Origin of the sequence: Xenorhabdus beddingii, assembly GCF_002127545.1 — a bacterium.
In the GTDB taxonomy this organism is placed as follows: domain Bacteria; phylum Pseudomonadota; class Gammaproteobacteria; order Enterobacterales; family Enterobacteriaceae; genus Xenorhabdus; species Xenorhabdus beddingii.
The window spans coordinates 44,628-71,069 of the sequence record NZ_MUBK01000006.1 but is presented as its reverse complement, the minus strand read 5'-3'; the positions used below and the strand labels follow the sequence as shown (position 1 = coordinate 71,069).

Annotated in this window: 25 protein-coding genes; 6 read left to right on the top strand and 19 right to left on the bottom strand. The window is 47.8% G+C overall.

All coding sequences use genetic code 11. The features are described from left to right. Nucleotides 1–2 precede the first annotated feature (2 nt). Complete coding sequence (tamB, locus tag Xbed_RS05410) at nucleotides 3–3,833, bottom strand: autotransporter assembly complex protein TamB (protein WP_086111910.1); 3,831 nt, start codon at nucleotides 3,831–3,833, stop codon at nucleotides 3–5. Then, nucleotides 3,830–5,572 carry an autotransporter assembly complex protein TamA gene (tamA, locus tag Xbed_RS05405; RefSeq protein ID WP_086111909.1) on the bottom strand — a complete coding sequence of 581 codons (1,743 nt, stop codon included), beginning with the start codon at nucleotides 5,570–5,572 and terminating at the stop codon, nucleotides 3,830–3,832. Before tamA ends, tamB begins: the two co-directional genes overlap by 4 nt. Nucleotides 5,573–5,713: 141 nt before the next feature. Here tamA and msrA point away from each other — a divergent pair, with 141 nt between their 5' ends. Both msrA and paeA read left to right on the top strand, forming a co-directional pair. Next, entirely contained in the window at nucleotides 5,714–6,361 is a 648-nt protein-coding gene (gene msrA / locus Xbed_RS05400) for a peptide-methionine (S)-S-oxide reductase MsrA (protein WP_086111908.1), read from the top strand. Between the two features lie 156 nt (nucleotides 6,362–6,517). Beyond that, the gene (gene paeA / locus Xbed_RS05395) at nucleotides 6,518–7,849 is read left to right on the top strand and encodes a polyamine export protein PaeA (RefSeq protein ID WP_086111907.1); all 1,332 of its coding nucleotides are present in this window, start codon (nucleotides 6,518–6,520) and stop codon (nucleotides 7,847–7,849) included. A gap of 105 nt (nucleotides 7,850–7,954) precedes the next feature. On the opposite strand, the gene Xbed_RS05390 is transcribed toward paeA, so the two are convergent. Then, entirely contained in the window at nucleotides 7,955–8,161 is a 207-nt protein-coding gene (locus Xbed_RS05390; RefSeq protein ID WP_086111906.1) for a DUF1107 domain-containing protein, read from the bottom strand. A 328-nt stretch (nucleotides 8,162–8,489) separates the two neighbouring features. Here Xbed_RS05390 and Xbed_RS05385 point away from each other — a divergent pair, with 328 nt between their 5' ends. After that, nucleotides 8,490–9,047 (top strand): YtfJ family protein, encoded by a 558-nt coding sequence (locus Xbed_RS05385; RefSeq protein ID WP_086111905.1) that lies wholly within the window; start codon nucleotides 8,490–8,492, stop codon nucleotides 9,045–9,047. A gap of 129 nt (nucleotides 9,048–9,176) precedes the next feature. Here the strand turns inward: Xbed_RS05385 and cysQ are convergent, their stop codons facing one another. The 9 genes from cysQ to nsrR all read right to left on the bottom strand — a co-directional run bounded on the left by cysQ (nucleotide 9,177) and on the right by nsrR (nucleotide 16,435). Beyond that, nucleotides 9,177–9,920, bottom strand: coding sequence for a 3'(2'),5'-bisphosphate nucleotidase CysQ (gene cysQ, locus Xbed_RS05380; protein ID WP_086111904.1), 744 nt, complete (start codon nucleotides 9,918–9,920; stop codon nucleotides 9,177–9,179). Nucleotides 9,921–10,130: 210 nt separating this feature from the next. After that, on the bottom strand, nucleotides 10,131–10,751 hold the full coding sequence (gene bamJ, locus Xbed_RS05375; protein ID WP_086111903.1) for a BamJ family beta-barrel-assembly machinery protein: 621 nt from the start codon (nucleotides 10,749–10,751) through the stop codon (nucleotides 10,131–10,133). Between the two features lie 227 nt (nucleotides 10,752–10,978). Continuing rightward, complete coding sequence (rplI, locus tag Xbed_RS05370; RefSeq protein ID WP_086111902.1) at nucleotides 10,979–11,431, bottom strand: 50S ribosomal protein L9; 453 nt, start codon at nucleotides 11,429–11,431, stop codon at nucleotides 10,979–10,981. A 38-nt stretch (nucleotides 11,432–11,469) separates the two neighbouring features. Beyond that, on the bottom strand, nucleotides 11,470–11,697 hold the full coding sequence (rpsR, locus tag Xbed_RS05365; RefSeq protein ID WP_000135199.1) for a 30S ribosomal protein S18: 228 nt from the start codon (nucleotides 11,695–11,697) through the stop codon (nucleotides 11,470–11,472). A 4-nt stretch (nucleotides 11,698–11,701) separates the two neighbouring features. Beyond that, nucleotides 11,702–12,019, bottom strand: coding sequence for a primosomal replication protein N (gene priB / locus Xbed_RS05360; RefSeq protein ID WP_072061396.1), 318 nt, complete (start codon nucleotides 12,017–12,019; stop codon nucleotides 11,702–11,704). 5 nt (nucleotides 12,020–12,024) lie between these two features. After that, a complete protein-coding gene (gene rpsF, locus Xbed_RS05355; RefSeq protein ID WP_086111901.1) occupies nucleotides 12,025–12,423 on the bottom strand; it encodes a 30S ribosomal protein S6 in 399 nt (132 codons plus the stop codon). 199 nt (nucleotides 12,424–12,622) lie between these two features. Beyond that, complete coding sequence (gene rlmB, locus Xbed_RS05350) at nucleotides 12,623–13,360, bottom strand: 23S rRNA (guanosine(2251)-2'-O)-methyltransferase RlmB (protein WP_086111900.1); 738 nt, start codon at nucleotides 13,358–13,360, stop codon at nucleotides 12,623–12,625. 25 nt (nucleotides 13,361–13,385) lie between these two features. Next, nucleotides 13,386–15,971 carry a ribonuclease R gene (gene rnr, locus Xbed_RS05345; RefSeq protein WP_086111899.1) on the bottom strand — a complete coding sequence of 862 codons (2,586 nt, stop codon included), beginning with the start codon at nucleotides 15,969–15,971 and terminating at the stop codon, nucleotides 13,386–13,388. Between the two features lie 44 nt (nucleotides 15,972–16,015). Continuing rightward, nucleotides 16,016–16,435, bottom strand: a complete 420-nt coding sequence (nsrR, locus tag Xbed_RS05340) for a nitric oxide-sensing transcriptional repressor NsrR (RefSeq protein ID WP_086111898.1) — start codon at nucleotides 16,433–16,435, stop codon at nucleotides 16,016–16,018. A gap of 49 nt (nucleotides 16,436–16,484) precedes the next feature. On the opposite strand from nsrR, the gene Xbed_RS05335 reads away from it, so the two are divergent. The 3 genes from Xbed_RS05335 to Xbed_RS05325 all read left to right on the top strand — a co-directional run bounded on the left by Xbed_RS05335 (nucleotide 16,485) and on the right by Xbed_RS05325 (nucleotide 17,415). After that, nucleotides 16,485–16,688: a hypothetical protein gene (locus Xbed_RS05335; protein WP_086111897.1), complete on the top strand. Its 204-nt coding sequence runs from the start codon at nucleotides 16,485–16,487 to the stop codon at nucleotides 16,686–16,688. Nucleotides 16,689–16,756: 68 nt separating this feature from the next. After that, the gene (locus Xbed_RS05330; RefSeq protein WP_086111896.1) at nucleotides 16,757–17,107 is read left to right on the top strand and encodes a type II toxin-antitoxin system RelE/ParE family toxin; all 351 of its coding nucleotides are present in this window, start codon (nucleotides 16,757–16,759) and stop codon (nucleotides 17,105–17,107) included. A gap of 5 nt (nucleotides 17,108–17,112) precedes the next feature. Beyond that, nucleotides 17,113–17,415: a helix-turn-helix domain-containing protein gene (locus Xbed_RS05325; protein ID WP_086111895.1), complete on the top strand. Its 303-nt coding sequence runs from the start codon at nucleotides 17,113–17,115 to the stop codon at nucleotides 17,413–17,415. A 117-nt stretch (nucleotides 17,416–17,532) separates the two neighbouring features. Here Xbed_RS05325 and Xbed_RS05320 read toward each other — a convergent pair whose 3' ends face one another. From Xbed_RS05320 to mutL, 7 genes are all read right to left on the bottom strand, one after another. Then, nucleotides 17,533–18,831 (bottom strand): adenylosuccinate synthase, encoded by a 1,299-nt coding sequence (locus tag Xbed_RS05320; protein ID WP_086111894.1) that lies wholly within the window; start codon nucleotides 18,829–18,831, stop codon nucleotides 17,533–17,535. A 222-nt stretch (nucleotides 18,832–19,053) separates the two neighbouring features. Then, on the bottom strand, nucleotides 19,054–20,055 hold the full coding sequence (gene hflC / locus Xbed_RS05315; protein ID WP_086111893.1) for a protease modulator HflC: 1,002 nt from the start codon (nucleotides 20,053–20,055) through the stop codon (nucleotides 19,054–19,056). Between the two features lie 2 nt (nucleotides 20,056–20,057). Continuing rightward, nucleotides 20,058–21,305, bottom strand: a complete 1,248-nt coding sequence (gene hflK, locus Xbed_RS05310) for an FtsH protease activity modulator HflK (RefSeq protein ID WP_086111892.1) — start codon at nucleotides 21,303–21,305, stop codon at nucleotides 20,058–20,060. Nucleotides 21,306–21,635: 330 nt separating this feature from the next. After that, nucleotides 21,636–22,916, bottom strand: coding sequence for a ribosome rescue GTPase HflX (hflX, locus tag Xbed_RS05300; protein WP_086111890.1), 1,281 nt, complete (start codon nucleotides 22,914–22,916; stop codon nucleotides 21,636–21,638). Nucleotides 22,917–23,012: 96 nt separating this feature from the next. Next, nucleotides 23,013–23,315: an RNA chaperone Hfq gene (gene hfq, locus Xbed_RS05295; RefSeq protein WP_086111889.1), complete on the bottom strand. Its 303-nt coding sequence runs from the start codon at nucleotides 23,313–23,315 to the stop codon at nucleotides 23,013–23,015. Between the two features lie 108 nt (nucleotides 23,316–23,423). Further along, complete coding sequence (gene miaA / locus Xbed_RS05290; protein ID WP_086111888.1) at nucleotides 23,424–24,365, bottom strand: tRNA (adenosine(37)-N6)-dimethylallyltransferase MiaA; 942 nt, start codon at nucleotides 24,363–24,365, stop codon at nucleotides 23,424–23,426. Next, nucleotides 24,358–26,409 (bottom strand): DNA mismatch repair endonuclease MutL, encoded by a 2,052-nt coding sequence (gene mutL / locus Xbed_RS05285; RefSeq protein WP_086111887.1) that lies wholly within the window; start codon nucleotides 26,407–26,409, stop codon nucleotides 24,358–24,360. Before mutL ends, miaA begins: the two co-directional genes overlap by 8 nt. Nucleotides 26,410–26,442: the final 33 nt, after the last annotated feature.

The window sequence follows — 26,442 nt, the reverse complement described above, 5'->3', positions numbered from 1 at the left end:
TTTTAAAACTCAAACTCATAGAGCAGATCTAAAGCCTGATCAATACCAGATACGGCTTCCAGATACAATCTTGGCATAACACGATAGCGCAACGTCAGTGTGGCCAAAGAGTCAAAAATACCCACGCCATATTTTACTTGTAAGTCTTTGGTAATCCTGCCACTGACGACCACCTGAGATTTATCACCCACACCTTGAGTATCCAGAGCCAAATCAGAGACGCCAAATGTTTTGCCAATTTTACCCACTAACTGACCACTCTGGGCGACACCTAAACCAATCAGCATGGCGGTCATCTGGGAGTTGTCAGAATTTCCCTTTTCCAAACCTTCCCCACGTAAAAGGTAGGATAAAGCCTCCTGCTGTGATTTTGCCGGATCAGAGAAAATTTCCACTTTCGGTTTATCCGCCAGCCCCGTCACCCTTACTCCCGCGATAACATTATTCGCCGTCGATTCGGGATTACGGATTGCTTCAATATTCAACAATGGCTGATCGGGAGGGCCTGAGAACATAATCGTTCCCTTGCGTACCTGCAAATCTTGCCCATAAGCATGGAAGCGCCCCTCAGGAATATCAATCTGACCATTCAGCCCGATTCCCTGTTTATCCTGCAGGACTTTTAACGCGCCCTTAAGCTGTGCTTCCAGACCAAATGCACTCAAACGCACGTCATTACCAATATGAACATTCAGGTTACTTTGAATCAGAATAGTCGATTTTTTCTGGCCTATCGGCTGGAGATTTTTATCCAGCATCACTTCATCAGAAGAGATGCCAACCGCTGATTCGGGTAATTCCTGAACCGTAATGCGCGCCCAGGGAATATCCACATTGCCATTGAGTTTCAATAAGTTTGGTGTCGCTTCCAGCACCAGATCCGGGCTGACATCGACTTTTACCATCGGAGGAACAACCACCCGTAATTTATTGCCATTGGCGGCAATTCTGGCATACCAGGCATTCAAATTACGCCAATCCGCATGACCATTCAGGTTCAATTGCCCCTTGGGGGTTTTAATCATGCCATGCAAATCAGAGCGGCCACCATCAAAATGAATAGCCAACTGACCTTGAGAAATATCAAAGGGTAGCCAATGACTGGTCATTTGCAGGTTATCGGCACTAAGCAGACCAAATAACAGCGGGTTCTTTGCATTCCCTCCCAGACGCAGACGGGCATTCAATCCCCCTGCCGCTTTTTCTCCTTTATCCAAGAGCGGTTTAATCAACTGCAAAGAGAGGTCCTGGATATCGACGTTCCCGGATAATTTACGGCTGCTTTCCAGATCCGCCACCTGAACATTGCCGTTCAACTGCCCATTACCGGCCAGTTTGAATAACCAGGCCAAATTTGCCTTGCCGTTCAACAACCCGGCATTCAATGTCAACGTTTCAAAATCAATCGGTAATGTCATCCCTTCCACCACCTGTCGCACCTGAACACCTTTCCCGCGCAAGGCGATTTTGGCTTGCGGTAATCCTTGCCCTGCCGCCCATTTGACGTCGGCATCACCGCTGAATTCCCCCTTAAGCTGGGTACTTTTATCAAGGAATGGCTGGATCATGGCTAAGTCAAAACGTTCCAGCGCTATTTGTGCCTGAACGCTTTGACCCGCTTCAATTTTCTCCGCTTCGATCGGTTTTGGGATACAGACACGGGCGTTGGGATTGAGCCAGCAATGCGTCCCGATTTTGACTTTCTGCTGGGGATTTAAGTAATCAACCGCCATCGCTTTACTTAAGCGCCATTCACCGACGGGGGTATCGAAATAGGTATGATCGATATGACCTTTCCAATGTTCCTGCTGACGATCAAAACTCCCCTTGAGTGCCAATTGGCCTGATATCGGTGAACCTGCAACTTTCAGCAGTAAATCATGCTGCTTTTCTGTGCCCTTGGCATTGAGTATCAGGCTATTGATGGTCAGGTCTGCCTGTTTCAACTGACGGACGACAACCGATAACTGGCCTTGGATCTGTTCTGCCGAACGTAGATTCCCCTTAATCGTCGCGCTATCCACCCGCAGATCATCCTGCCATCGCAGCCCACGCACATTCAAATCCGCGACGATTTGAGGCGCTTTCATATTACCGCGCAATTTGACATTGCCCGTGATAAAACCGGTCAGCCCCGGCAGCAATCCATTCAAGTGCGGCGCATGAATATCCCCATCCAGTTTCCAGGCACTATCGGTAAGCCGCCCCTGAGCATGTAGCGTATTACGCCCAAGCGCCAGATCAAATTGAGGAATATCCCACTGCCCGGCCGCATTGCCTGATGCCTTGCCATAAACTTTGACTGCGTTCTGTTTCACATGACCATTAAGGGCAATTTCGGGGATCCGGAGTTGCCAGCTCCCGCCATACAAACTCCCCCGCACCGCCACTTTGCCCTCCATTTGGGCAGGCCATTGTGGCCACTGTTTGGCCGTATTAATGCCGTTCAGAACTAACCTGGCATTCCAACTCACAGCCTTACTCCAGTCAACAATGCCCGTGACTTCCGCCTTGCCCTGTAATGCCGCCAGACGCAAGCGTGTCAACCTGAGTGATTCTTCATTACCCTTTGCATCCAGCGTCAATAATGCCGGGGGAATATCATTCCCCTTAATATCCGAACGCAGGGAAAGATCATAACGGCTGGCTTGACCATTCAAACGCAATTTGAGTCCATCAAGCTGATATTCCGGTTTACCTGCCAATGGCCATTGCAGTTGCTGACTTTCCAATGTCAGGCGCAGCGGCAAACCCGCCCTTGCCAGCTCAGTCCGGGCATCCAAACGAGCAGCAACCGGCCCGGAAAGATGCAGTGCAAGATCAAGCTGTTGTCGCAAGGCCCCGCTTAATGTTAAATCGACTTTTTGCCCTTTCAGTTCGGCCAGATGCTGTAAATTATCGACCTTTCCTTTGACGGTCAGTCTGACCGGCCATTGTTCAGCGAGCTTTGCCGTACCCTGTATCGTCAATGCCCCTTCTGGTGCCGACACATTCAACGCCTTGACATCGATTTGTTGCCCCTGATTGCTGGCTTGTAGCCTCAGATCATTGATCGTGATGTCGGTATCTCCCGTCAGGCGAAGCTGACGACCATGCAGACCGGCTACGGTGATATCAAGGGGGATCGGAATATAAGGCAATTCCGCCAACAAAGGTTTGGCAAACAACGCCTTCAAGGTTTCACCCAGCGGTTGATCAGACCCTGGCTGCTGTTGAGTCTGTTGCTTGTTTTTATGGATGGTTTTATGAACGGTTTTCTGTACTGTGCCAATGGGTTCAGAGGGCGATTTGGGCAGTGCCACCAACAGGTTAATGATTTCCGTCGGTTTCAAGCGTAACTGTTTCTCCCGCCACTCAGCACCAGACTTAAACTCATCCAATGCAATGGCGATATCATCGACCTTGACGTAGACATTTTTCAGGGAAAGCAGATCCAGTGAGACAGGATAGGGCGTTTTCAATTCGGTCAAGGGTTCTGATGCCGGAGACGGTTCCGGGGGAGGAAGCTCTGCGGTGTTCACAGAAACCGTAACGCCTTCGGTCGTCAGCGCATTGACACACACCTGACTGTGTTTCAAACAGGAAAGCCGTAACGAGAGGTGTAAATTGTCAGCACTGACATTGACGCCCGGCATCTGATATTTCACGCCCTTTAGCGTTAAATCACGCCAGCCCCCGCTGACACTGGCAATATCCAATCCGGGAACCCAGCGTGCCGCACTGTTAATCACAAAGTGCAAACCCGTTTGCGTCCCCACCAACCCGACAACCGTCATCAATAACAGGCCAACCATCAGCAGAAAAATAATACTGACCCTTTTTACCCACTTCATAGTTCAGCCCCCAGACCGATATAAAATTCAACATTATGACTATCTGGGTCTCCGATTGGTGTTGCCAAATCAAATTTTATCGGCCCAACGGGTGAAGCCCAGCGCACACCGATGCCTGCGCCCGTTTTGAAATTACTCCTTCTAATATCATCAACGGCTTCCCCTGAATCGACAAACAAGGCACTCCACCAATTACCATAAATATTGTATTGATATTCCAACGAACCGACGGCCAGCTTTGATGCCCCGACTAATTTCCCTTTGCTGTCTGTTGGTGAGATTTTCTGGTACTTATAACCACGGATGCTGCGATCGCCCCCCGCGAAGAAACGGAGATCCGGTGGCACCTTGTCGAATTCATTGGTTTCTATCCAGCCCAGATCCGCCCGCACGACAAAACGGTGATTTTCCCGCAAGGTTCTGATCCAAACGTGATGCGCCTGTAGCACGAGAAAATCCACATCTGACTGCCAAGTCGTGTCAGAGAAATCAATCGAATAACGCTGGCTATCTCCCCAGTAAGGCATCGTGCCACCACGCTGACGGATACGGCTGGCATTCACCCCCGGATAAAGCAGCATGGTGGTATTTGTCACGTTGGCCTGAGTAAAGTGGCTAAGGCTCCAGCGGAGATTAACGCCATACTGCCAGCCCGTGGAACGATCCCAGTTACGGGCAAGATTCAACGTTGCAGTGTCCGACGTGGTATCGTTAACATCTTTGCGTTTATAACCGGTTTGCAGTTCATAATATTCTTCGAGCGGGTTGACCTTGAGCGGCATTTTGTAAGATGCATCAATGACTTGTTCCAGCGCAGAAAGGTTAAGGCTGCTGCTCAGACTATGCCCACGGGAATTGAGCCACGGTTTTTTCCATTTTGCCTGAGTACGCAACCCGACATCAGTTGCATAGCCCCCCCCCAATTCAACATAGTTGGCGGAGCGGGGAACTAAAGAAGCCTCCAGTGGCAAGAGCTTATCTTTACTCTCACGCCCGGTTTTGAAATCAGGCACGACAACCGCAGAGTTAAACCACCCGGTATCGACCAAACGGCGGTTAAATTCAGCCAACTGTTCCGACGTGTAATACTCGCCTTTTTGGAAGGGAATAAGGTTATTCAGGTACGTATCACGAATTTGCGAACCATGAAATATCACAGGACCAAAACGATAACGCTGCCCGCTATCAAAATCGAAATCCCAAATGGATTCATGTCGCCCTTCTGATACCCCTAATTCACTTTTTTTCATCACGGCATCAAAATAGCCTTTTTTGACGGCCAGATTGGTCAATGCCCCTTTAAAACTTTCATATTCGCCGTGATTCAGGATCGTCCCATCTTTGGGCATCTTTTTTTTGATCAGGGCGGCATAATCTTTATCTGTTTTTGCGCCCCCGGCCAAATCAACATTGACCTCAGCCACCCGCACCGGTTCGCCGAGCGTGACCTTTGCCGTCAGAACGGGACGGGCTGGTGGAATGTTCTCTTGATAGGTAAATTCAACGGTGGGATCATAATATCCCAATGGACGAAGCCCTTGCCGTATCGCTTTCTCCACACGCGCCCGGAAACGGCCATCAGGAGACACTTCATCAGTACTGATATTTGAAAGTTGCACTCTGGCATTTTTTTCCAACTCGCCAGAAAGCCCTTCTACTTTCAATCGTAAATTTGCACTGTAAGCCGATGGAGTTACGATAGAGACCAAAAGCGCACATATGAGGGGATATCGCGACACTCGAACTCCTAATATTTATCTATCTGTACTGTAGGGAAGATCCAACAATATAAAAATGCTGCAATAAGTTAATTCTGGTAAAGTTTTAAAGATATACAAGCCATATATAACCATAAAACTCGGACATAACGGGAGAGAATCTTGCCAAATTCAGCCAATGAAAGCCAACATGTTTCTTCACAAGATACTTTATCAGGTAGAGCCATCCCATTAACGGTATCACCCTACCATGCCATCACACAGCATTCGATAAACAACATTCCGGAAAATATGGAAATAGCCTATGTTGGGATGGGCTGTTTCTGGGGCGTCGAGCGCCTTTTCTGGCAACAGGAAGGCATTTACACGACCTCTGCGGGTTACAGTGGCGGCACAACGCCAAATCCGACTTATGAAGAAGTTTGCACTGGCTTAACCGGACATGCGGAAGTGGTCAGGATCGTTTTTGATCCGGCCAAAATCACTTACGCACAATTATTAACGCTATTCTGGGAAAATCACGATCCTGCCCAAGGTATGCGTCAGCATGGCGATATCGGTACACAATATCGCTCAACCCTTTACACCGTTTCAGCACAACAGCATGAACAGGCGATCGCCAGCCGCGACCAGTTCCAACAAGCGATGCGACAAAATGGTGACCAACGCACTATCACTACAGATATCTGTGAGGCCGGGCCATTCTATTTTGCGGAAGATTATCACCAGCAGTACCTCTACAAAAATCCTGAAGGATATTGTGGGTTAGGCGGGACGGGGATCTGCTTCCCACCAACGCACAGAAACTAGCCGATTTAGTTAGCCCAATGCTATAATCGTTGGGCTAACTTTATTTACCTTACGGCAGACTGCCGTCATTTTTTTGTTTGTATGTTTTTTCATCTCTCTTCCAGTGCTATTCAAACAAAACCTGCCCTGTCGCTGGAGATAAAACACGGATACTTTATGTTAAACAGTTTATTAATCATACTTTTGCTTTGTGCGATTAGCGCATTTTTTTCGTTATCGGAAATTTCTCTGGCAGCTTCAAGAAGAATTAAACTGAAGCTCATGGCGGATGAAGGAAACCTCAATGCCGCCCATGTCCTTAAGCTGCAAGAAACTCCCGGTATGTTTTTTACTGTCGTGCAAATTGGCCTAAACGCCGTAGCGATCCTCGCAGGGGTGGTGGGAGAGTCCGCTTTTTCTCCCGCGCTAAAAAGCCTGTTCATCAAGTTCATGCGCCCGGAATGGGCAGACCAGCTCGGTTTCATCTGCTCTTTTACCATGGTGACCAGCGCCTTTATCCTGCTTGCTGATTTAACCCCTAAACGCATTGGTATGACGACGCCTGAAGCCGTTGCCGTGAGAATTGTCAACCCAATGCGTTTCTGTCTGGCGGTTTTCCGCCCGCTGGTCTGGTTATTCAATGGCCTCGCTGACGGGATCTTCAAAATCTTTAAGATCCCGATGGAGCGTAATGAAGACATCACATCCGATGATATTTACGCCGTGTTTGAAGCCGGTGCCGTGGCAGGTGTACTGCGTAAACAAGAACATGAATTGATTGAAAATGTTTTTGAACTGGAATCACGCACCGTCCCTTCCGCCATGACCTCCCGCGAAAGCGTGGTGTATTTTGATAAAAATGAAGATGAAAACAGCATTAAAGAGAAGATTTCCACCCATCCCCACTCAAAATTTCTGGTTTGTGATGGTGATATTGATCATGTCATCGGCTACGTGGACTCAAAAGATTTACTCAATCGCGTCCTGAACGGGCAGAGCCTCAATCTGAAAGAGGGCGTCCAAATCCGTAATGCCTTGATGATCCCGGATACTCTCTCGCTGTCTGTGACATTGGAAAGTTTTAAGGCGGCAGGGGAAGATTTCGCGATTATTCTCAATGAATATGCCTTGGTAATGGGGATTATTACCCTCAATGACGTCATGACCACGTTAATGGGGGATTTAATCGGCCAGGGACAAGAAGAGCAAATCGTTATCCGCGATGAAAACTCATGGCTGGTTGAAGGTGGCACGCCAATTGAAGATGTCATGCGGGCTTTGGATATCGATGATTTTCCCGATTCCAGTAATTATGAAACCATCGCGGGCTTTATGATGTTCCGCTTGCGGAAAATTCCGAAACGCACAGATTCGGTAAAATTCGGCGGCTATAAGTTTGAAGTGGTTGATATCGATAACTACAAAATCGATCAATTGCTGGTCACAAAAGTTGTTGACCCTCTGGTTCAGTCCAGCCAATCCAGCACCGAGCCGCTCCATAAAGCCTGAAAAGGGTGAAGATCAAAAAACGGCCGCAAGGCCGTTTATTATACTAATGATATGTTATCGATCATAATATGCTGTCGATAATGATGCCTATCCATCAGTGAAAAATCACCCCATTTCGGTCTGTAACCTTAACACTTGCTGGTTAACTTCACTCATGACATGGAAATGACGTTTATCTTTTATCTTCGGTGGTAAAATTTTCCCGTAGTTAAATTCAAAAGCACCCATGTCCTTAATATATAAGCGCCCTCGAAACAGGGTTTTTACGTAGAGAGCAATTTTCAGTGGGTTATAGTGGTGAAAGATTTTCATCTCTGTTTTTTTCCTCCCATGCTTCTTACGATACTCTTCTATTGCATCGCATAATCAGTGAAACAAAAGAGACATCACTGTCATGCAAAATGTATAGACTACGTTTATAGAAATTTGTTCCCCTCAAACGAGAGGATTCAATCACTATTTTGATATAACACAATGAAAACGAATAGAACTATGTATTGAGAATGTAGCCAACAAGTTATATTTTATTCTGAATGTTACCAAATTGTTTACTCCATTGAGGACAGACCAGTTAACAAGCGCTATGCTGAGTAAGCTGTTCCCTGATAACATGCCACACCCTGTCAAGTAAGGAATAAATATGATAAAAAACATTGTGTTATCTGCATTATTGAGTTTAATGCCAATATTTGCTTTCGCCCATAACCTCACATTGGGACAACACGTTCCCGTAGTGAGTGTGACAGATAAAGGAGAACTGTTGCTTAACGATGGCAAGTTCAGCTACCAAGGTTGGAGCACGGCTGAACTTCCGGGAAAAGTCAGAACTATCCAACATATTGCTGGCCGGAGTTCCGCAAAAGAGATGAATGATCCCCTGATTCAGGCATTAAAAAATGCGGACTTACCCAAGGATCAATATCAAACAACCAGCATCGTGAATACCGATGATGCTATTTTTGGCACCAGCGTTTTTGTCCGTAGCAGCCTCGAAGACAGTAAAAAACAGTTTCCATGGTCACAATTTATTGTCGACAGCAACGGGGTCTCTAAAAAAACCTGGGGGCTGGAACCCAACAGTTCAGCCATCATTGTGCTGGATAAAAACGGGAGCGTGAAATTTGTCAAGGACGGCAAGCTCAGTGACGAAGAAATTACCCACGTTATCAGCCTAATCAAAGATGAACTGAAAAAATAACCTGAATCTCAATCAGATTTTCAGTCACGGTAATTTTACCCCTTGTACGGTGATAATGGCTCCACGGTTGTGAACCATTATCACCTTAATATTAAGACGCTAACATTAAAATCCATTAAAACCTTAACATCAAAAAATCGTGACCCTGAATCCTGGATTAAGGAAAGATTCACGCGGCGCGTAATTCAAGGTTTTCCCTTCCCAATCCGTTACATGGGCACCCGCAGCCATGGCAACAGCATGGCCCGCGCCGGTATCCCAAATGTTGGTTGGCCCAAAACGTGGGTAAAGTTGGGCTTTTCCCTCTGCAACCATACAGAACTTAAGTGAAGATCCGACGGAAAGCGTATTGTGAATCCCTAATTGGGCAAGATAATCTTTCAACTCCTCATCATCCCTATGAGAACGGCTGACCACTACGATTGGCGGCGTCGCAGGGATCACTTTAATGGGCAGAACCTGACCATTGGCTTCCTTCCACGCATGGCGCCCCTGCCCTGAATACAGAACATTCTGCACAGGGACGTAAACAACGCCCATGACAGGTGCTCCCTCTTCAATCAATGCAATATTGACGGTAAATTCACCATTTCGACGAATAAACTCTTTCGTGCCATCCAGTGGATCAACCAGCCAATAACGCCGCCACGCTTTCCGTTCCTCCCATGCCGGCGGATCTTCTTCTGATAACAAGGGGATATCAGGCGCAATGCGCGATAATCCTGCTTTAATGATCTTATGAGCAGCAATATCCGCAGCCGTAACCGGTGAATTATCCGTTTTATGTTCCACTTGCAACGGTTGTTCAGCCTGATAAATCTCCATGATTGCCGCGCCTGCTTCCCGTGCCAATTGGCAGATCTGTTGTAGCATCATACACCTCTGCATTCATTGTTCAGCCATCCCTTATGTTTTCAAATTGAAAACTATTTTGGGCATATCACTTGGTAGCCCCATTTTTAGCGCATTTTTTGCTGGAATAGCGAATACTTTATTCTCTCCATGATCTCAGAACGCCATGATCCCAGAACACACGCAAAAAAATAGCCGGTTATCCGGCTATTTTTTTAATCCAGTGGAAAATTACAGGATTTCCAATAATTCCACTTCAAAAATCAGGGTGCTGTAAGGCGGGATGGACGCGCCTGCGCCACGTTCACCATAAGCCAGGTTGTGAGGAATATAGAGTTCCCACTTAGAACCCACTGGCATCAGGGTCAGCGCTTCAATCCAACCGGGGATCACACCGCTGACGGGGAATTCTGCGGGGGTGCCACGCTCTACTGAACTATCAAAGACAGTGCCATCGATTAAACGACCCGTATAGTGCACGCGAACACGATCAGTACGGGCTGGGATAGAACCTTCACCTTGCGTCAGGACAGAAAACTGTAAACCGGACTCCGTGCTGCTTACGCCTTCACGCTGAACATTTTCCATCAGGAACTTTTTGCCTTCTTCTGCCATCGCTTGCTGATGTTCGCGACGAACGCCATCAGCCCGCTCATGTATTTCACGCAGTGCACGATGCAGCTCTTCTACGGGAATAGCAGGAGAACGGCTTTCCAGCGCGTCACACAACCCTGCCAACAGCGCTTCGGGTTCCAGACCTTGCAAGCCAGATTCCTGTAATTGTTGCCCAACCTGCAAGCCAATACCGTAACTTGCCCGTGCTTCAATAGACTCAAAAGAAGGTTTTGTCATGAAAATACCTGTTATTAAATGAGTAAAGGCTCAAGCATAACAGCACTGCCCGGATGGGTAAACGCGTGAAGGCAATCAATAATCATCCAGGATATCCATTATTGAGATATCGCTGATCTGCTGCCCTGATTTTTGAGGAAAATTATTTTCGAGGTCTGTTATTGAGATACAAAAAACGCTGGCAATGCCAGCGTTTTTTGTCACATGGTTCTTCAGCTAATCAGGGATTATGCTTCTGGAACGATGTTAACGATCAACTGCGCGAATACATCGCTGTGTACTTGGAAGTGAACTTCGTGCTCACCGACAGTACGCAGAACGCCGTTAGACAGGCGAACTTCGCTCTTAGATACTTCAACGCCAGCCGCAGTAATTGCATCAGCGATATCACGAGTACCAATAGAACCGAACAGTTTACCTTCGTCACCCGCTTTAGAAGCGATGGTGACAGAACCCAGTGCATTGATTGTCTCTGCACGGGCTTCTGCTGCGGCCAGAACGTCAGACAGCTTAGCTTCCAGTTCAGCACGGCGAGCTTCGAAGAATTCAACGTTTTTCTTAGTTGCAGGAACAGCTTTGCCCTGTGGTACTAAGAAGTTACGGGCATAACCCGCTTTAACGTTAACTTGGTCACCCAGGCTACCCAGGTTCGCTACTTTATCAAGCAGAATAACTTGCATTACCTTATCCTCTCAAAGTCGTTAATGGACTGAGCCTATTACTGATGGCGATCAGTGTAAGGCAACAGAGACAGATAGCGAGCACGCTTGATAGCACGAGCGAGCTGACGCTGGTATTTTGCACGGGTGCCAGTAATACGGCTTGGTACAATTTTACCGCTTTCGGTAATGTAGTTTTTCAGCGTAGCAATGTCTTTATAATCGATCTCTTGTACGCCTTCCGCTGTGAAGCGGCAGAACTTGCGACGACGGAAATAACGTGCCATTTGGCTAGTCTCCAGAATCTATCAATTCAATCTGCTCGGCATGAAGAACCAGTTTACTAAGACCATTGCGCCCATGATGGGAGTTAATGAATCCGGAAACAGTGATTCGACTGCCGACCGTTATACTGTGAGTATATTCCTGCAACAACTGTCCGCTGGCAATGACGGGCATTCTGCACCATGACTGCCTGCTGAATCCGGCTTCCTGTTGCTGTGAACGATGTTCAAGCACAAACTGACAATGTGGAATGCCGGATGGACTGACTCTTCGTATCGGTGTCTTGCACACTGTGCCAGAAAGCACCAAACGATTGGTTGTCACGGTAATTACTCTTCAGAATCCCCAGCTTCATCAGCATCATCAGCCAGGTCTTCTTCCAAGACCAGATCACGGCCGCGACGTTCGTCTTTAGCCTTAACCATTGGTGATGCTTCAGTTACTGCGTGCTTAACGCGCATAACCATGCTGCGGATAACGGCGTCGTTGAAGCGGAAGTTAGTTTCCAGCTCATCAATCGCTTCTTGTGGCGCTTCAACGTTCATCAGAACGTAGTGAGCCTTGTGCAGTTTGTTGATTGGGTAAGCCAGTTGACGACGACCCCAGTCTTCCAGACGGTGAATCTGACCTTGCGCGTTAGTGACAGTCGCACTGTAACGCTCGATCATGCCCGGAACCTGTTCGCTTTGGTCAGGATGGACCATAAAAACGATTTCGTAATGACGCATGAGTTGCTCCTTACGGATTATTCAGCCTCCTGTCAGGGTCAGCCGTGGCCCATGGAGGCAAGGAACGTGTTTAGTACGGCTGAAAAATCGACGCGTCACTATACCCGTACAATATAAAAAACTCAAGGCGCGGGTAAAGAAAACGCGTTTATTCTGTTTATTCGTCTTCCGAACGCTTCCCCATAACAGGGTTTAAGCATTACCGGATGTTTCTCTGACGCACGATTTCGAACAGGCATACCCCGGTCGCCACTGAGACATTCAGGGAAGAAACGGAGCCTGCCATTGGAATACTGATCAGTTCATCGCAATGTTCGCGCGTCAGTCGGCGCATACCTTCCCCTTCCGCCCCCATGACCAAAGCCATCGGGCCAGTCAGTTTGCTCTCATATAACGTATGAGTGGCTTCACCCGCTGTTCCGGCAACCCAGATATTGTGTTCCTGTAGCAAACGCAAGGTACGGGCAAGGTTAGTGACTCGGATCAGGGGAACGTTTTCTGCGGCGCCACAGGCCACTTTCTTAGCGGTCGCATTCAGTTGTGCTGAACGATCGCGCGGAACGATAACCGCATCAACACCCGCCGCATCCGCCGTGCGCAGGCACGCACCCAGATTATGTGGATCCGTGACACCATCCAGTACCAGCAGGAATGGACGATCCCACTGGGACAGCAAGTCAGGCAAATCATTTTCCTGATACTGACGCCCTGGTTTAACCCGTGCAATGATCCCTTGGTGTACCGCGCTTTCGGTCTGGGCATCCAACCATTGGCGGTTGGCAAGTTGCACGGCAATGCCGATACTTTCCAACTCCTGCAACAATGGGGTTAAACGGCGATCTTCACGCCCTTTCAAAACATAAACTTCCATGAAACGTTGTGGATCACGTTCCAATAAGGCTTTAACGGCATGAATACCGTAGATAATTTCACTCATGACTGACGAATACCTAACTCACTGATTAACTGTTTTTACTGGCGGTGTGATGGCTATTGACCTGCGCTTTTTTCGCACGTTTCGCTTTCAGCTTTGCCGTAATTTTTTGGGTTTTGTCTGACGGTTTTTTCTTTTTACTTTGTTTAGCGTTGCTTGGTGTAGCATCGCTTGGTATAGCATCGCTTGGTGTAGCGTTGCTGGGTGCAGAATTGCTTGGCGTCGCATTTCTCTGCTTAGTCGCATTTCTCTGCTTGGATGATTTAGGCTTTTCTGCACGGTTCTTTTTACGGGAAGCGTTGTCTGGCTCAAAATTGGCTGATTTTTTATCATCACGGCCTTTTCTGTTATTTTTACGCTCCGGCCTACCTTTTTTCGCTTTATCACGCGCGGTCTTACCTTGATGACGCGCCTTACGAGTCGTTGAAAGCAAAGTGAAATCAATATTACGCTCATCCATGTGAACCGCTTCCACACGGATCTCGACTTCATCACCCAGACGATAAGTCTGCCCGGAAGATTCACCAATCAAACGCTGGCCGACATTATCATATCGGTAATAATCATTATCCAGCGTCGAAACGTGCACCAAACCATCAATGAACAGATCATTTAAGCGGACAAAGAAGCCAAAGCCGGTCACGCTGGTAATCAACCCGGTAAAAACATTGCCGACCTGATCTTGCATGAAATCACATTTCAGCCAGTCTGCTACATCCCTTGTCGCTTCGTCAGCACGGCGTTCGGTCATGGAACAATGGCTACCCAGTTGCAACATATGATCCATATCGTTGTGCCAGCCGCCTGTTGGCGTCCAGTGATGTTCAGCAACATCACTTTCCTGACTCTCCTGCGCCAATAAGTATTTGATTGCCCGGTGCAGGGCCAAATCGGGATAGCGGCGAATGGGTGAAGTAAAGTGAGCATATGCACGCAGCGCCAGACCAAAGTGCCCACGGTTTTCCGGCTCATAGATCGCCTGTTTCATGGAGCGCAGCAGCATGGTTTGCAATAACTCACGATCCGGTCGATCTGCGACGAGCTTCATCAACTGCGCATAATCTTTCGGTTCTGGTGTCATGCCACCCAATAAGCTCAGTCCCAACTCGTTGAAAACCGAACGCAGGTTCAGAATACTCTCTTCTCTTGGCCGATCATGAACACGATATAACGCAGGTTCATGATGTTTCTCAACGAAGCGGGCTGCCGCGATATTCGCCAGAATCATGCACTCTTCAATCAGCTTATGGGCATCATTGCGCACCACTGGCTCAATCCGCTCAATGCGACGTTCTGCGTTAAAGATAAACTTGGCTTCTTCAGATTCAAACGAAATGGCGCCACGCTCTTCACGCGCCAGCTCCAATGCCTGATAAACTTCATGCAGATGCTCAATATGCTTCACCAGCGGTTTGTAGTGATCACGCAGTTCCTGATCGCCCTGCAAGATTTTCCAAACTTTCGTATACGTCAAACGCGCATGGGAATTCATCACGGCTTCGTAAAACTTATAGGAAGAGAGCTTGCCTTGAGCAGAAACCGTCATTTCACACACCATACACAGGCGGTCTACTTCTGGATTGAGGGAGCACAAACCATTCGACAGTACCTCTGGCAGCATCGGTACAACCTGAGAAGGGAAATAGACCGAATTACCACGGCTGCGTGCTTCTGTATCCAACGGCGTTTGTGGGCGAACGTAGTAACTGACATCAGCAATCGCAACCCATAACCGCCAGCCACCCCCGCGTTTTCTTTCGCAATACACGGCATCATCAAAATCACGGGCATCTTCGCCATCGATCGTCACCAACGGCAATTCACGCAAATCAACACGCCCCTGCTTGGCCGATTCCGGCACATTTTCATCCAGATCTGCCACCTGTTTTTCTACCATGGGTGGCCAGCTATGCGGGATTTCATGGGTACGCAGCGCAATATCAACCGCCATGTTCGTTCCCATGTTTTCACCCAGCACTTCAACAATTTTACCGATGGCTTTGGTTCGGCGGGTCGGGCGACTGGTCAATTCAACCACCACGACGCTCCCCATTCTTGCCCCGCAAACTTCTTCTTTGGGGATCAAGATATCGAAACACAAACGGCTATCATCAGGGACGACAAAACCCATGCCTGCGTCCATAAAATACCGACCGACGATCTGACTGTTCTTTGGCTCCAGCACCCGCACAATGCGGACTTCAATCCGGCCTTTTCTGTCTGGCTGCAAAGGCTGCGCCAGTACAACATCACCGTGGATCGCCATTTTCATCTGCTCGGCAGACAGATAAAAATCGTCCTTATGGCCTTCCACCCGCAGGAAGCCATATCCATCACGGTGTCCGGTCACCGTGCCTTTCAACAAATCCAGTCGCTCTGGCAATGCATAACATTGACGGCGGGTAAAAACCAACTGCCCATCGCGTTCCATTGCCCGCAAACGGCGGCGCAATGCTTCCTGTGCTTCCGCACTGGTTAACTGAAGTTCTCGTGCTAATTCCTGACGGCTTACCGGGGTGGTGTGTTTAGAAATGATATCCAAGATGTATTCACGGCTTGGGATAGGAGATTCGTATTTTTCAGCCTCTCGTTCCTGAAAAGGATCTTTTGACATCTTCATTCCTCTGTTGTCATCAGCAAGCTGTTTATCCCCTCGCTTCACTGAGTCAAAAGCAATTGATAAAGGGGACGATTGTCTTTAACCATATCGGCCAAAGTATGTTTATCCAACTCTTCCAAAAAGTTTTCTACCGCTTGATTCAAGACTGATTTCAAACGACATGCTGGCGTTATTTGACAGGCACTACAGTTAACCAATGACAGTGGTTCCAATGAACGAACCACATCGCCAATTCTGATCTCGCTGGCAGGTTTACCCAGACTAATACCACCATTTTTTCCCCTGACAGCATTCACCAATCCTAAGTGACTAAGTTGATTGATGATCTTTACCATATGGTTACGGGATACACCATAAACGTCAGTGACCTCTGTAATGCTCGTCATTTTGCCTTCCGGTAAAGACGCCATATAAATCAGGGCACGTAATCCATAATCGGTAAAACTGGTTAACTGCACACTCACCTCTGAGAGACTGAATATAATGGGGGTTATTTGGAACCAAAAAATGTCTGTTTGTTGGTTTTCGTTAGTTGTTTATCATTATGTGGGTATTTTAAAAATTAAGCAAAACGAGCCGTTTGTTTGTGGCGATGTTTCCCACGGAATCACCGACCCGCAGCACAGCGACAAAACCGAATCCACGACTTTTACAGATGGAATTTTACATATGGAAGTTGATAGCCTCATTTTAGGACACCGATTTTCTTGACTATAGATTTTTATCTATATAGCATTTGATCTATATAGTGTTTAATCTATACTCAGTAAGGAGTAGTCATGTGGGCTATCGAAACGACGGATACTTTTGATGAGTGGTTTGATGTTCTGGACGATACCGATAGAGCCAATGTCTTGGCTTCAATGATGGTGCTTCGTGAAAAAGGCCCTATGTTGTCCAGACCGTACGCAGACTCTGTATATGGTTCATCTCACAGCAACATGAAAGAATTGCGCGTACAAAGCAAAGGGGATCCAATCCGAGCATTCTTTGCATTCGATCCCAAGCGAAAAGGAATTCTTCTTTGCGCCGGTAACAAAACTGGAAATGAGAAACGATTTTATGAAGTGATGATCCCGATAGCTGATCATGAATTCACGGCACATCTAGAAAAACTAAAGAAGGAGTAGGTATTATGGCAAGAACTCTTGAGCAAATGCTGGCGAATGAGAAGCCCGAAGTGATTGCCAAAGCAGAGGCAGCGGCAACAGAGATGTTACTCAATATCCACCTGGCAGAGCTTCGCGAGCGGGTAAACATGACCCAGAGCGACATTGCTACCGCTCTCGGTATCAAGCAGCCTACAGTTTCTGACATGGAAAAACCTGGCCGAGACCTGAAGCTATCTTCCCTCAAACGTTACGTTGAGGCTTCTGGCGGCAAACTGCGTCTTGATATCGAGCTATCTGATGGCACTCACTACGGTTTTAACGTTTAGTCACAAGCCCCCCTGCAACGGGGCATGTCAGAGAAAATACTAATCAAAAGAGAGGGATCTTAACCGGGCATTAAGCCCGGTTAGGTGTACTTAAAAGATTAAATTATTACTTATCAATTAAGCATCAAAGGGATCACGCAGGATCATGGTTTCTGCACGATCTGGGCCTGTGGAAATAATATCAACAGGAACGCCGGTCAGCTCTTCTACACGTTTGATGTAGTTCAATGCGGCTTGTGGCAACTGGCTGTGATCTTTCACACCAAAGGTGCTTTCATCCCAACCTGGCAGCGTTTCATAAACGGCTTCCAGACCTTCCCAGTTCTCTGCGGCCAGCGGAGTAGTATCGATGACAGAACCATCAGCCTGACGATAGCCAACGCAGACTTTGACTTCTTTCAAGCCATCCAGTACGTCCAGTTTAGTCATGCAGAAGCCAGACAGGGAGTTGATTTGGATCGCACGACGGATAGCAACGATATCCAACCAGCCAGTACGACGGCTGCGGCCTGTAGTGGCACCAAATTCCTGACCTTTCTGACGCAGGTATTCACCCGTTTCATCAAACAGTTCAGTCGGGAATGGACCTGCACCAACACGGGTGGAGTAAGCCTTGATGATACCCAGTACATAGTCAACGTAACGTGGACCCAGACCAGAACCCGTTGCAACGCCACCCGCAGTGGTGTTGGAAGAGGTTACGTAAGGATAAGTACCGTGGTCGATATCCAGCAGCGTACCCTGTGCACCTTCAAACATCACCAGCTCAGCCTTCTGAGTGGCTTTGTAAAGCAGGTCAGAAACGTCAACCACCATGCCGGTCAGGATATCCGCCACAGACAGAATATCATCCAGCGTTTTCTGGTAATCAACAGCAGGTTCTTGGTAGTAGTTAACCAGTTGGAAGTTGTGATAATCGATGATTTCTTTCAGTTTGGCGGCGAAAGTTTCTTTATCGAACAGGTCACCCACACGCAGACCACGGCGTGCGACTTTATCTTCGTATGCAGGGCCGATACCACGACCCGTTGTACCAATCGCCTTGGCACCACGCGCTTTCTCGCGAGCATTATCCAGTGCAACATGGTAAGGCAGGATCAGCGGACAGGCTTCAGAAATAAGCAAGCGCTCACGTACAGGAACCCCACGTGATTCAAGCTCTTTCATTTCTTTCATCAAAGCATCTGGTGCTAAAACGACCCCATTTGCGATAATGCTAATGACATTTTCACGTAAGATCCCAGATGGGATTAAGTGGAGAACGGTTTTTTCACCGTTGATGACTAGTGTATGGCCCGCGTTGTGGCCCCCTTGATAACGAACTACATATTTAGCCCGTTCAGTCAGCAAGTCGACGATTTTACCCTTGCCCTCGTCACCCCATTGGGTGCCCAATACGACAACGTTCTTACCCATTTCAAAAGTTCACTCGGTTGCTTAAAAATGGATTCTACCATCTCATTTAGCACCTTTCAGTATTTTTTGTTACTTCTGTTATTTCGTTTCGTCATATAAATGGGCGGGAAAGTCAGCATTAGTAATGAAAAGGAGGTATAGAGAGCGGCCAGACTTGCTGGCCGCGGTAGGTTTATTTTTGCCGATTGAAGTGATTGAAAGCGGTTTGGCTGCCAATATCACTTAATCATTCGCATTATGACCCTGCTTACGTGGCTCTTTCATATAACGGAAGAAATCGTTATCTGGGCTGAGTACCATGATGTTGCCATCATTTTGGAAGCTATTTTCGTAAGCTCGCAAGCTACGGATGAATGCGTAGAATTCAGGATCTTTGCTGAATGAATCAGCAAACAACTTAGCTGCTTCCGCATCACCTTCACCACGTAAAACCAGTGCCTGTCGCTTCGCTTCGGCCTTGATTTCAGTCGCCATCTTATCTGCGGTTGCACGGACTTTCTCAGCTTCTTCCTGACCTTGTGAACGATGGCGACGCGCCACAGCTTCACGTTCTGCACGCATACGCTGATAAATTGCACCTGAGACTTCATCCGGCAGGTTAATTTGCTTGATACGAACGTCTACAACTTCAATCCCCAGTGCAGCCATACTGTTCTGGTTCAGGGCAGGTTGCTTGCCTTTCGTTTCCTTCTCCACACGAACCGCAGCCGAAGCAATCGCGTCGTCTGCGGCTGAATCATCCTCATTGGTTCCCAGGTTCAACGCATCACGCACATCTGTCGTCAAACGGCCACGGGAATCTGTCACAATGCCACGCACGTCCAAACGACCAATTTCAGAACGCAAACGGTCACTGAATTTACGTTTCAACAGCAGCTCGGCCTGATGAATTTCTCCATTACCGGTTGCCAGATAATAGCGGCTGAAATCTTTAATGCGCCATTTCAGATAAGAATCAACAATCAGGTCCTTATTTTCACTGGTCAGGAAACGGTCAGCTTTGATATCCATTGTCTGGATACGGGCATCAAGCATTTTAACCGTTTCAACAAATGGAATTTTGAAATGCGGACCAGGCTGATAAACCATAGGTTTATTTTCAGCGTCACGCATAACCTTGCCAAAACGCAGCACAATGCCACGCTGACCTTCATTGACGATGAATACCGACGAATACAGCACAACCAATATGGCGGCAATAGCAAAGACGAACGACTTACGCATGATTATGGTCTCCCTTGTCTTGGCGTCTCACCACGCAGGCTGTTTGAGTTATCATAGCCTGAATTGCCATAGTTAGAATTGTCATAACCGGAACTTGAGTGCCCTTGTGTCGGTGTAGGTTGTTTCGCATTACTCTGTTCTGGTGTTACCTTGATATCCTGATGGCGCTTTGGCGCTTCAGATCTATTCCCCAGAACCTGATCCAACGGCAGTACCAGCATGTTGTTGCTCTTTTCGTTGGCAATGACTTTACGGGTATGGCTCAGAACACGCTCCATGGTTTCAATATAAAGGCGCTCACGGGTAATTTCTGGCGCAGCTTTATACTCAGGCAAAATTTTGGCAAAACTTGCCACTTCACCCTGTGCATTCAATACCACACTCACTTTATAGGCTTTAGCGTCTTCAATGATTCGCTGGGCAGCACCACTGGCGATTGGCAGAACTGAGTTTTTGTAAGCCTCTGCTTCACGAATGGTTTTTTGCTCTTCTTCGCGAGCGGCGATAACATCATCGAATGCGGCTTTCACCTCTTCTGGTGGACGCGCAGTCTGGAAGTTAACGTCCAACAGCGTGATCCCCATGTTGTACGGACGAATGGTTTCTTCCAGTACTTTCTGAGTATCATTACGCACAATGGTACGATCTGCTGTCAGAATTTTTTCCATTGTGAATTTGCCAACCACTCCACGCACAGCACTGTCTGTTGCCTGACCCAGACTGTTGTCAGGTGTGGTGACACTGAAAAGATAGGCGGCGGGGTCTGTGACACGGTACTGGACGTTCATCTCAGCACGCACAACGTTTTCATCCGATGTCAGCATGACACCCGTTGTCGCCAGTTCACGAACCGTTTCGACATTGACGGGACGCACTTTATCGATAAACGTCATTTTCCAGTTCAAGCCTGGCTGAACAACGTGGCTGAATTTACCCAAGCGAGTCACCACACCACGTTCTGCTTCTTTAATCGTATAGAAACCACTTACAACCCAGACAGCAACTGCAGCAGCAACGGCAAGACCAATAAGGCGCCCGCCAAATTTAGCCCCCTGCTCAGAACCATTTTTACCTTTGTTCCCACCAAGACCACCGAGTTTTTCACTCAGTTTACGGAACAGATCGTCGAGATCAGTTGCCCCACGGTTTCGACCACCTTTATTGTTGCCGCCGGAGTTGCCGCCATTATTATTGCTGCTTCCCCACGGGTCGCGGTCCTGTCCGTTATTACCGGGCTGATTCCACGCCATGTTTTAGCTCCACTTTTTAGTTTTTACTGGTTTTTCAGAGGTGACTGCTCTCCACCCTGACGGGTGAGGCTTCCCATTTCACAGGCCGTGACCGTTCCTGACAGCGGCCTCCATGGGCAGAAACAACGAATTTCGTCGTTTTTGTAAGCAACCAATATTATTGGGTGATACTGTTGACAATGCGATTCAACCACTTGACAGTGCAATTCAACCACTGCAATTTTGGCACAGTCATTTCATCACCGCCATTCCACTACACTTTTCCATGATCACAAGCACCTTGAAATGGCGGATAAAATGATACCTTGTTTGTCGCCCTGCGCCAATCAATCAGACAACATAGTCAGGTAAATTTGGTTCTTGTTTACACAGGCGGCGCCAATCCACCATCGACATCCGAACTTCAATACCCACTTGACCGTTTTCTTCCATCCATTCACGCTCAATGGCCTGAAGCTGATAGAAACGGCTGCGCAGACGCCCCGCTTCTGGTGGAAGATGCAATTCATAGTGTGCGATTTCACCTGAAAGGCGTTCAGTCAACGCTTGCAATAACAGCGGAATGCCTTCACCCGTCTGAGCCGATAACCATACTCTGACAGGACGGTTTTCCTCATCGCGGTCGATGCGTGGAACAAAATCTTCCAGCATATCGATTTTATTCATCACCAGTAGCGAAGGGATCTCATTGGATTCAATCTCTTCAAGGACGCTATTAACCGCGATGATGTTTTCATCAAGGCGGCAGTCAGCCGCATCAACGACATGCAGCAACAGCTTTGCCTGCCGGGTCTCCTGCAAAGTCGCCTTGAATGCGGCAACCAGATCATGGGGTAAGTGACGGATAAAACCCACTGTATCCGCTAAAACCACGGCACCAACATCATTGACGTCGATTCGGCGCAACGTCGGGTCCAGGGTGGCAAAAAGCTGATCAGCCGCATAAACCTCAGCCAAGGTGATCCTATTGAATAAACTTGATTTCCCTGCATTGGTATAACCGACAAGGGAGACGGTGGGAATATCTGCCTTACTGCGTGCCTGACGCCCTTGTTCACGCTGTTTTTCAACCTTGCTGAGGCGTCCCAAAATCTGTTTGATTTTGTCACGCAACATGCGGCGGTCACTTTCCAACTGGGTTTCTCCGGGACCACGCAGACCGATCCCCCCTTTTTGGCGTTCAAGGTGAGTCCAGCCCCGAACCAGACGGGTAGACAAGTGGCGCAATTGTGCCAGTTCGACTTGCAACTTACCTTCATGCGTTCTTGCTCGTTGAGCAAAAATATCCAGGATCACCCCCGTGCGATCAACAACACGGCATTGGCACAAGCGTTCAAGATTACGCTCCTGGGCAGGGCTGAGTGTATGGTTAAACAAAACCACATCTGCGCCACTGTTTTTAACTGCTTCGGCAATTTCCTCTGCCTTGCCCTCTCCGACAAAATATTTCGAATGAGGCGCCTTTCGGCTTCCCGTTACAATTTGCACAGGAGAAACACCCGCGGAACTGACCAATGACTCAAACTCACTGAGATTTTCCGTATCTTTTTCCTGTGAGAAGAAAACATGCACCAGAACGGCCAGTTCTCCGCCTTCATAACGATCAAACAACGGTGCAACCCCTTAGGCTAAGTAAAAATCCATAGGAAAAACATAGGTAAAGTCTCCCTACCTATGTTTTTATTTACGTCAGGCACAACCACTGATTTACTCAGTAGCATCGCTTTCCTGTTGTGCTGCTGGGTTAGCGCCAGCATGATAATTACCAACACTCGTCGTCACATTCGGGTTGCTACTGTGATGAGACACAGGACGGGAAGGCACAACAGTCGAGATGGCGTGTTTATAAACCATCTGGCTAACCGTGTTTTTCAGTAAAATGACAAATTGGTCAAAAGATTCAATCTGACCCTGTAATTTGATGCCGTTGACCAAATAAATAGAAACCGGGACCCTTTCACGCCGTAAAGCATTCAGGAATGGATCTTGCAAAGATTGCCCCTTAGCCATTCTATATTTTCCTTATTTTGTTGTTTTTAACTAAGAACCGATTGGTTCGAAAAAGTAACTACTCAAAAATGACACTTTGTACCGATCAATTGTACACAATCAATGAATTTATGTACTAATAACCTGCATGACTGTGTTTAGTGATTGTTTAGGTTGATCGCTATCCAACCAAGTGACATTGTCCCAACCCCTAAGCCACGTGATCTGACGTTTCGCCAGTTGGCGTGTCGCACAAATGCCACGATAGACCATCTCATCATGAGATATTTCGCCTGCGAGGTAGGACCACATCTGACGATAACCAACACAACGAATGGAGGGTAAATCTGTATGCAAATCGCTACGAGCATAAAGCGCTTTCACTTCATCTTCAAACCCTGATTTGATCATTTGTTCAAAACGGGCAGCAATACGCTGATGCAAGATCTCACGACTTGCAGGTGCAATCGCAAATTGATGAACGCGATAAGGCAATATTTCTCCAGACGTTTCAGTCAATTCAGTTAGAGTTTTACCCGAAATCCGGAAAACTTCCAGTGCACGGGTAAGACGTTGGGGATCATTGGGATGGATCCTTACCGCCGCAACCGGATCAATTTCCTGTAACTGCCGATGCAATGTATCCCATCCAAGCTCCGCCGCTTGCTGTTCAATCTGCGCTCTGACTTCAGGATTTGCGGAAGGCAAGGGCGATAATCCCTCCAGCAATGCTTTGAAATATAGCATGGTTCCACCAACTAGGAGTGGAATTCTCCCCGCCGCCGTGATCTCTGCCATGGCTTTTAAGGCATCACGGCGAAAATCAGCAGCAGAATACGTTTCGGTAGGATCAAGGATATCAATCAGGCGATGAGGAGCCAGAGCCTGCTCTTCTGCGGAAGGTTTTGCGGTTCCAATATCCATTCCACGGTAAATCAATGCAGAATCGACACTGATTAATTCAACCGGAAGATGCTGACGCAAGGCGATCGATAACGCCGTTTTTCCTGAAGCCGTAGGCCCCATGATAAAAATGGCTGTCGGCAGATGTTGAGTTTTTAAATCACTCATGATTAAGGCGTGCCACCACTGCTTGTAAATCAATTAACTGTAATAACCCTTCCGGTGGCGATCCCACCAGTTGAGGACAAAGACGTTCGACATCAGCCAAAAGTTGGACGGCTTGTGCGACGTTCCACATTTCATGCTCGCTACCCACATGACGGGAGAGCCAAATAGCTATTTTTTCAACAAGGACTGCCTGTTCAGCAAGAGCTTCCTGCTCAACAAGGGCTGCCTGCTCAGTAGAAGCGGCTGACAGCTCACCAAGGTAACCCAACAGCGCCGGTAAAAGTTTCGGGAGGTTCTGTTGACGTAAAGGCAACGATACCGCATGAATGGTCACTTTTCCATGCGCGACTGTCGATTCAATGCCAAAAGTTCTTAATAGCTCACTATTCTGCTTTAAGGCATCTATTTCAGCCTGACTGAGGGCAAGTTTCAGTGGGATCAACAAAGGCTGGGATTTAAGCCCTTGTTCCCCCGGTGTCAGTTGTGCCTGTTTCAACCAGCGTTCAGCCACTGGCAGGGAGAGTAAACCTATCCCTGATGGCGATTCAATCAAAGCATGGCAACCCGCATAAATGCTCAATACTTTTCCGAAACTATATGCTTTCCCTGAATGATATTTTTCAACACCATCATTATTGCCCTGCCCCGGTTGCCTCGGTGTAGCAGGAGTAGACTTTGAGCCAGAACTTGACGAATTTGGCATTGAAGGGATTCTTTCTGGGAATAAGGGACGCTTTTCTTCCGGTGAAGACTGAATCAGTTTCTGGTACAGCTCCCCCTGTTTTTTCTGGTAGCTTTCCCCGTGATATGTTTCCCCGTGAGGTGTTTCCCCATGAGGTGAACGTTGCGTTTCACGACCTGAATGCAGGTGTTCGCCCGACCCCGGTTTTTTATCGAGATCATCCTTATCATGACGTCGGGCAGACCCGGCATCTGTTGGTGCAACGCTTTTCCGCAGAAAATGGTTTTCGCCGGCAGAAGGGCGATTCTCCGGCACCCAGTTTGCCGCAGGTTCCTGACAGCCCAGCGCTAATTCCACTCCCTTGCTACGCTGTTTCAATACCGCTGATACGCCTTGATAAATAAAATCATGTACCAAGCGGGCTTGATGGAACCGCACTTCATGTTTGGCCGGATGGACATTGACATCGACCTGATGCGGGTCAATCTCCAAATACAGCACATAAGCGGGTTGTTGCTCTCCCTGAATCAAATCTTGATAAGCCTGACGAATCGCATGATTAATCAACCGATCCCGCATCATGCGCCCATTGACATAGCAATATTGAATATCGCTTCCTGCCACTGCATTCATTGGGTCAGCCACCCAGCCCTTAATCGACAGCGAATCATGCTGCCATGACAACACCAAAGCCTGCTGTACAAACGCCGTACCACAAATCGCGGCCAAACGCCGTTCATGCTGGGACTCTTCTTTAGCGGGACGGTACTGACGCACCAACTTTCCGTTGTGATTCAGATTAATGCCAACGTCCAGACGGGCCAGTGCAATTCTGCGCACCACTTCATCAATATGACTAAACTCGGTTTTTTCCGTTCTCAGGAACTTGCGACGGGCGGGAGTATTATAAAACAGATCCAACACTTCAACCGTCGTCCCCACCGGATGTGCGGCAGGTTTAACCGTCACTTCCATATCACGGCCTTCGGCATAAGATTGCCATGCTTCTGTTTGACTTTCAGGGCGAGAGGTCAATGTCAGCCGGGAAACAGAGCTGATACTGGCCAGCGCTTCGCCACGAAAGCCCATGCTCATGATCGCTTCCAAATCATCCAATGAAGCAATTTTACTGGTGGCATGACGCGCCAAGGCTAATGTCAGATCGTGTTGACTGATCCCACAGCCGTTATCACGGATTCGGATCAACTTTGCGCCACCCCGTTCAATATCAATATCAATGCGGGTAGCACCGGCATCAAGACTATTTTCCACCAACTCTTTCACCACCGATGCGGGGCGTTCAACCACTTCACCGGCAGCAATCTGATTCGCCAACTGTGGGGGTAATATCTTGATAGCCATTATTCGACCTTACTTACGATTTTTTTAGCCTAT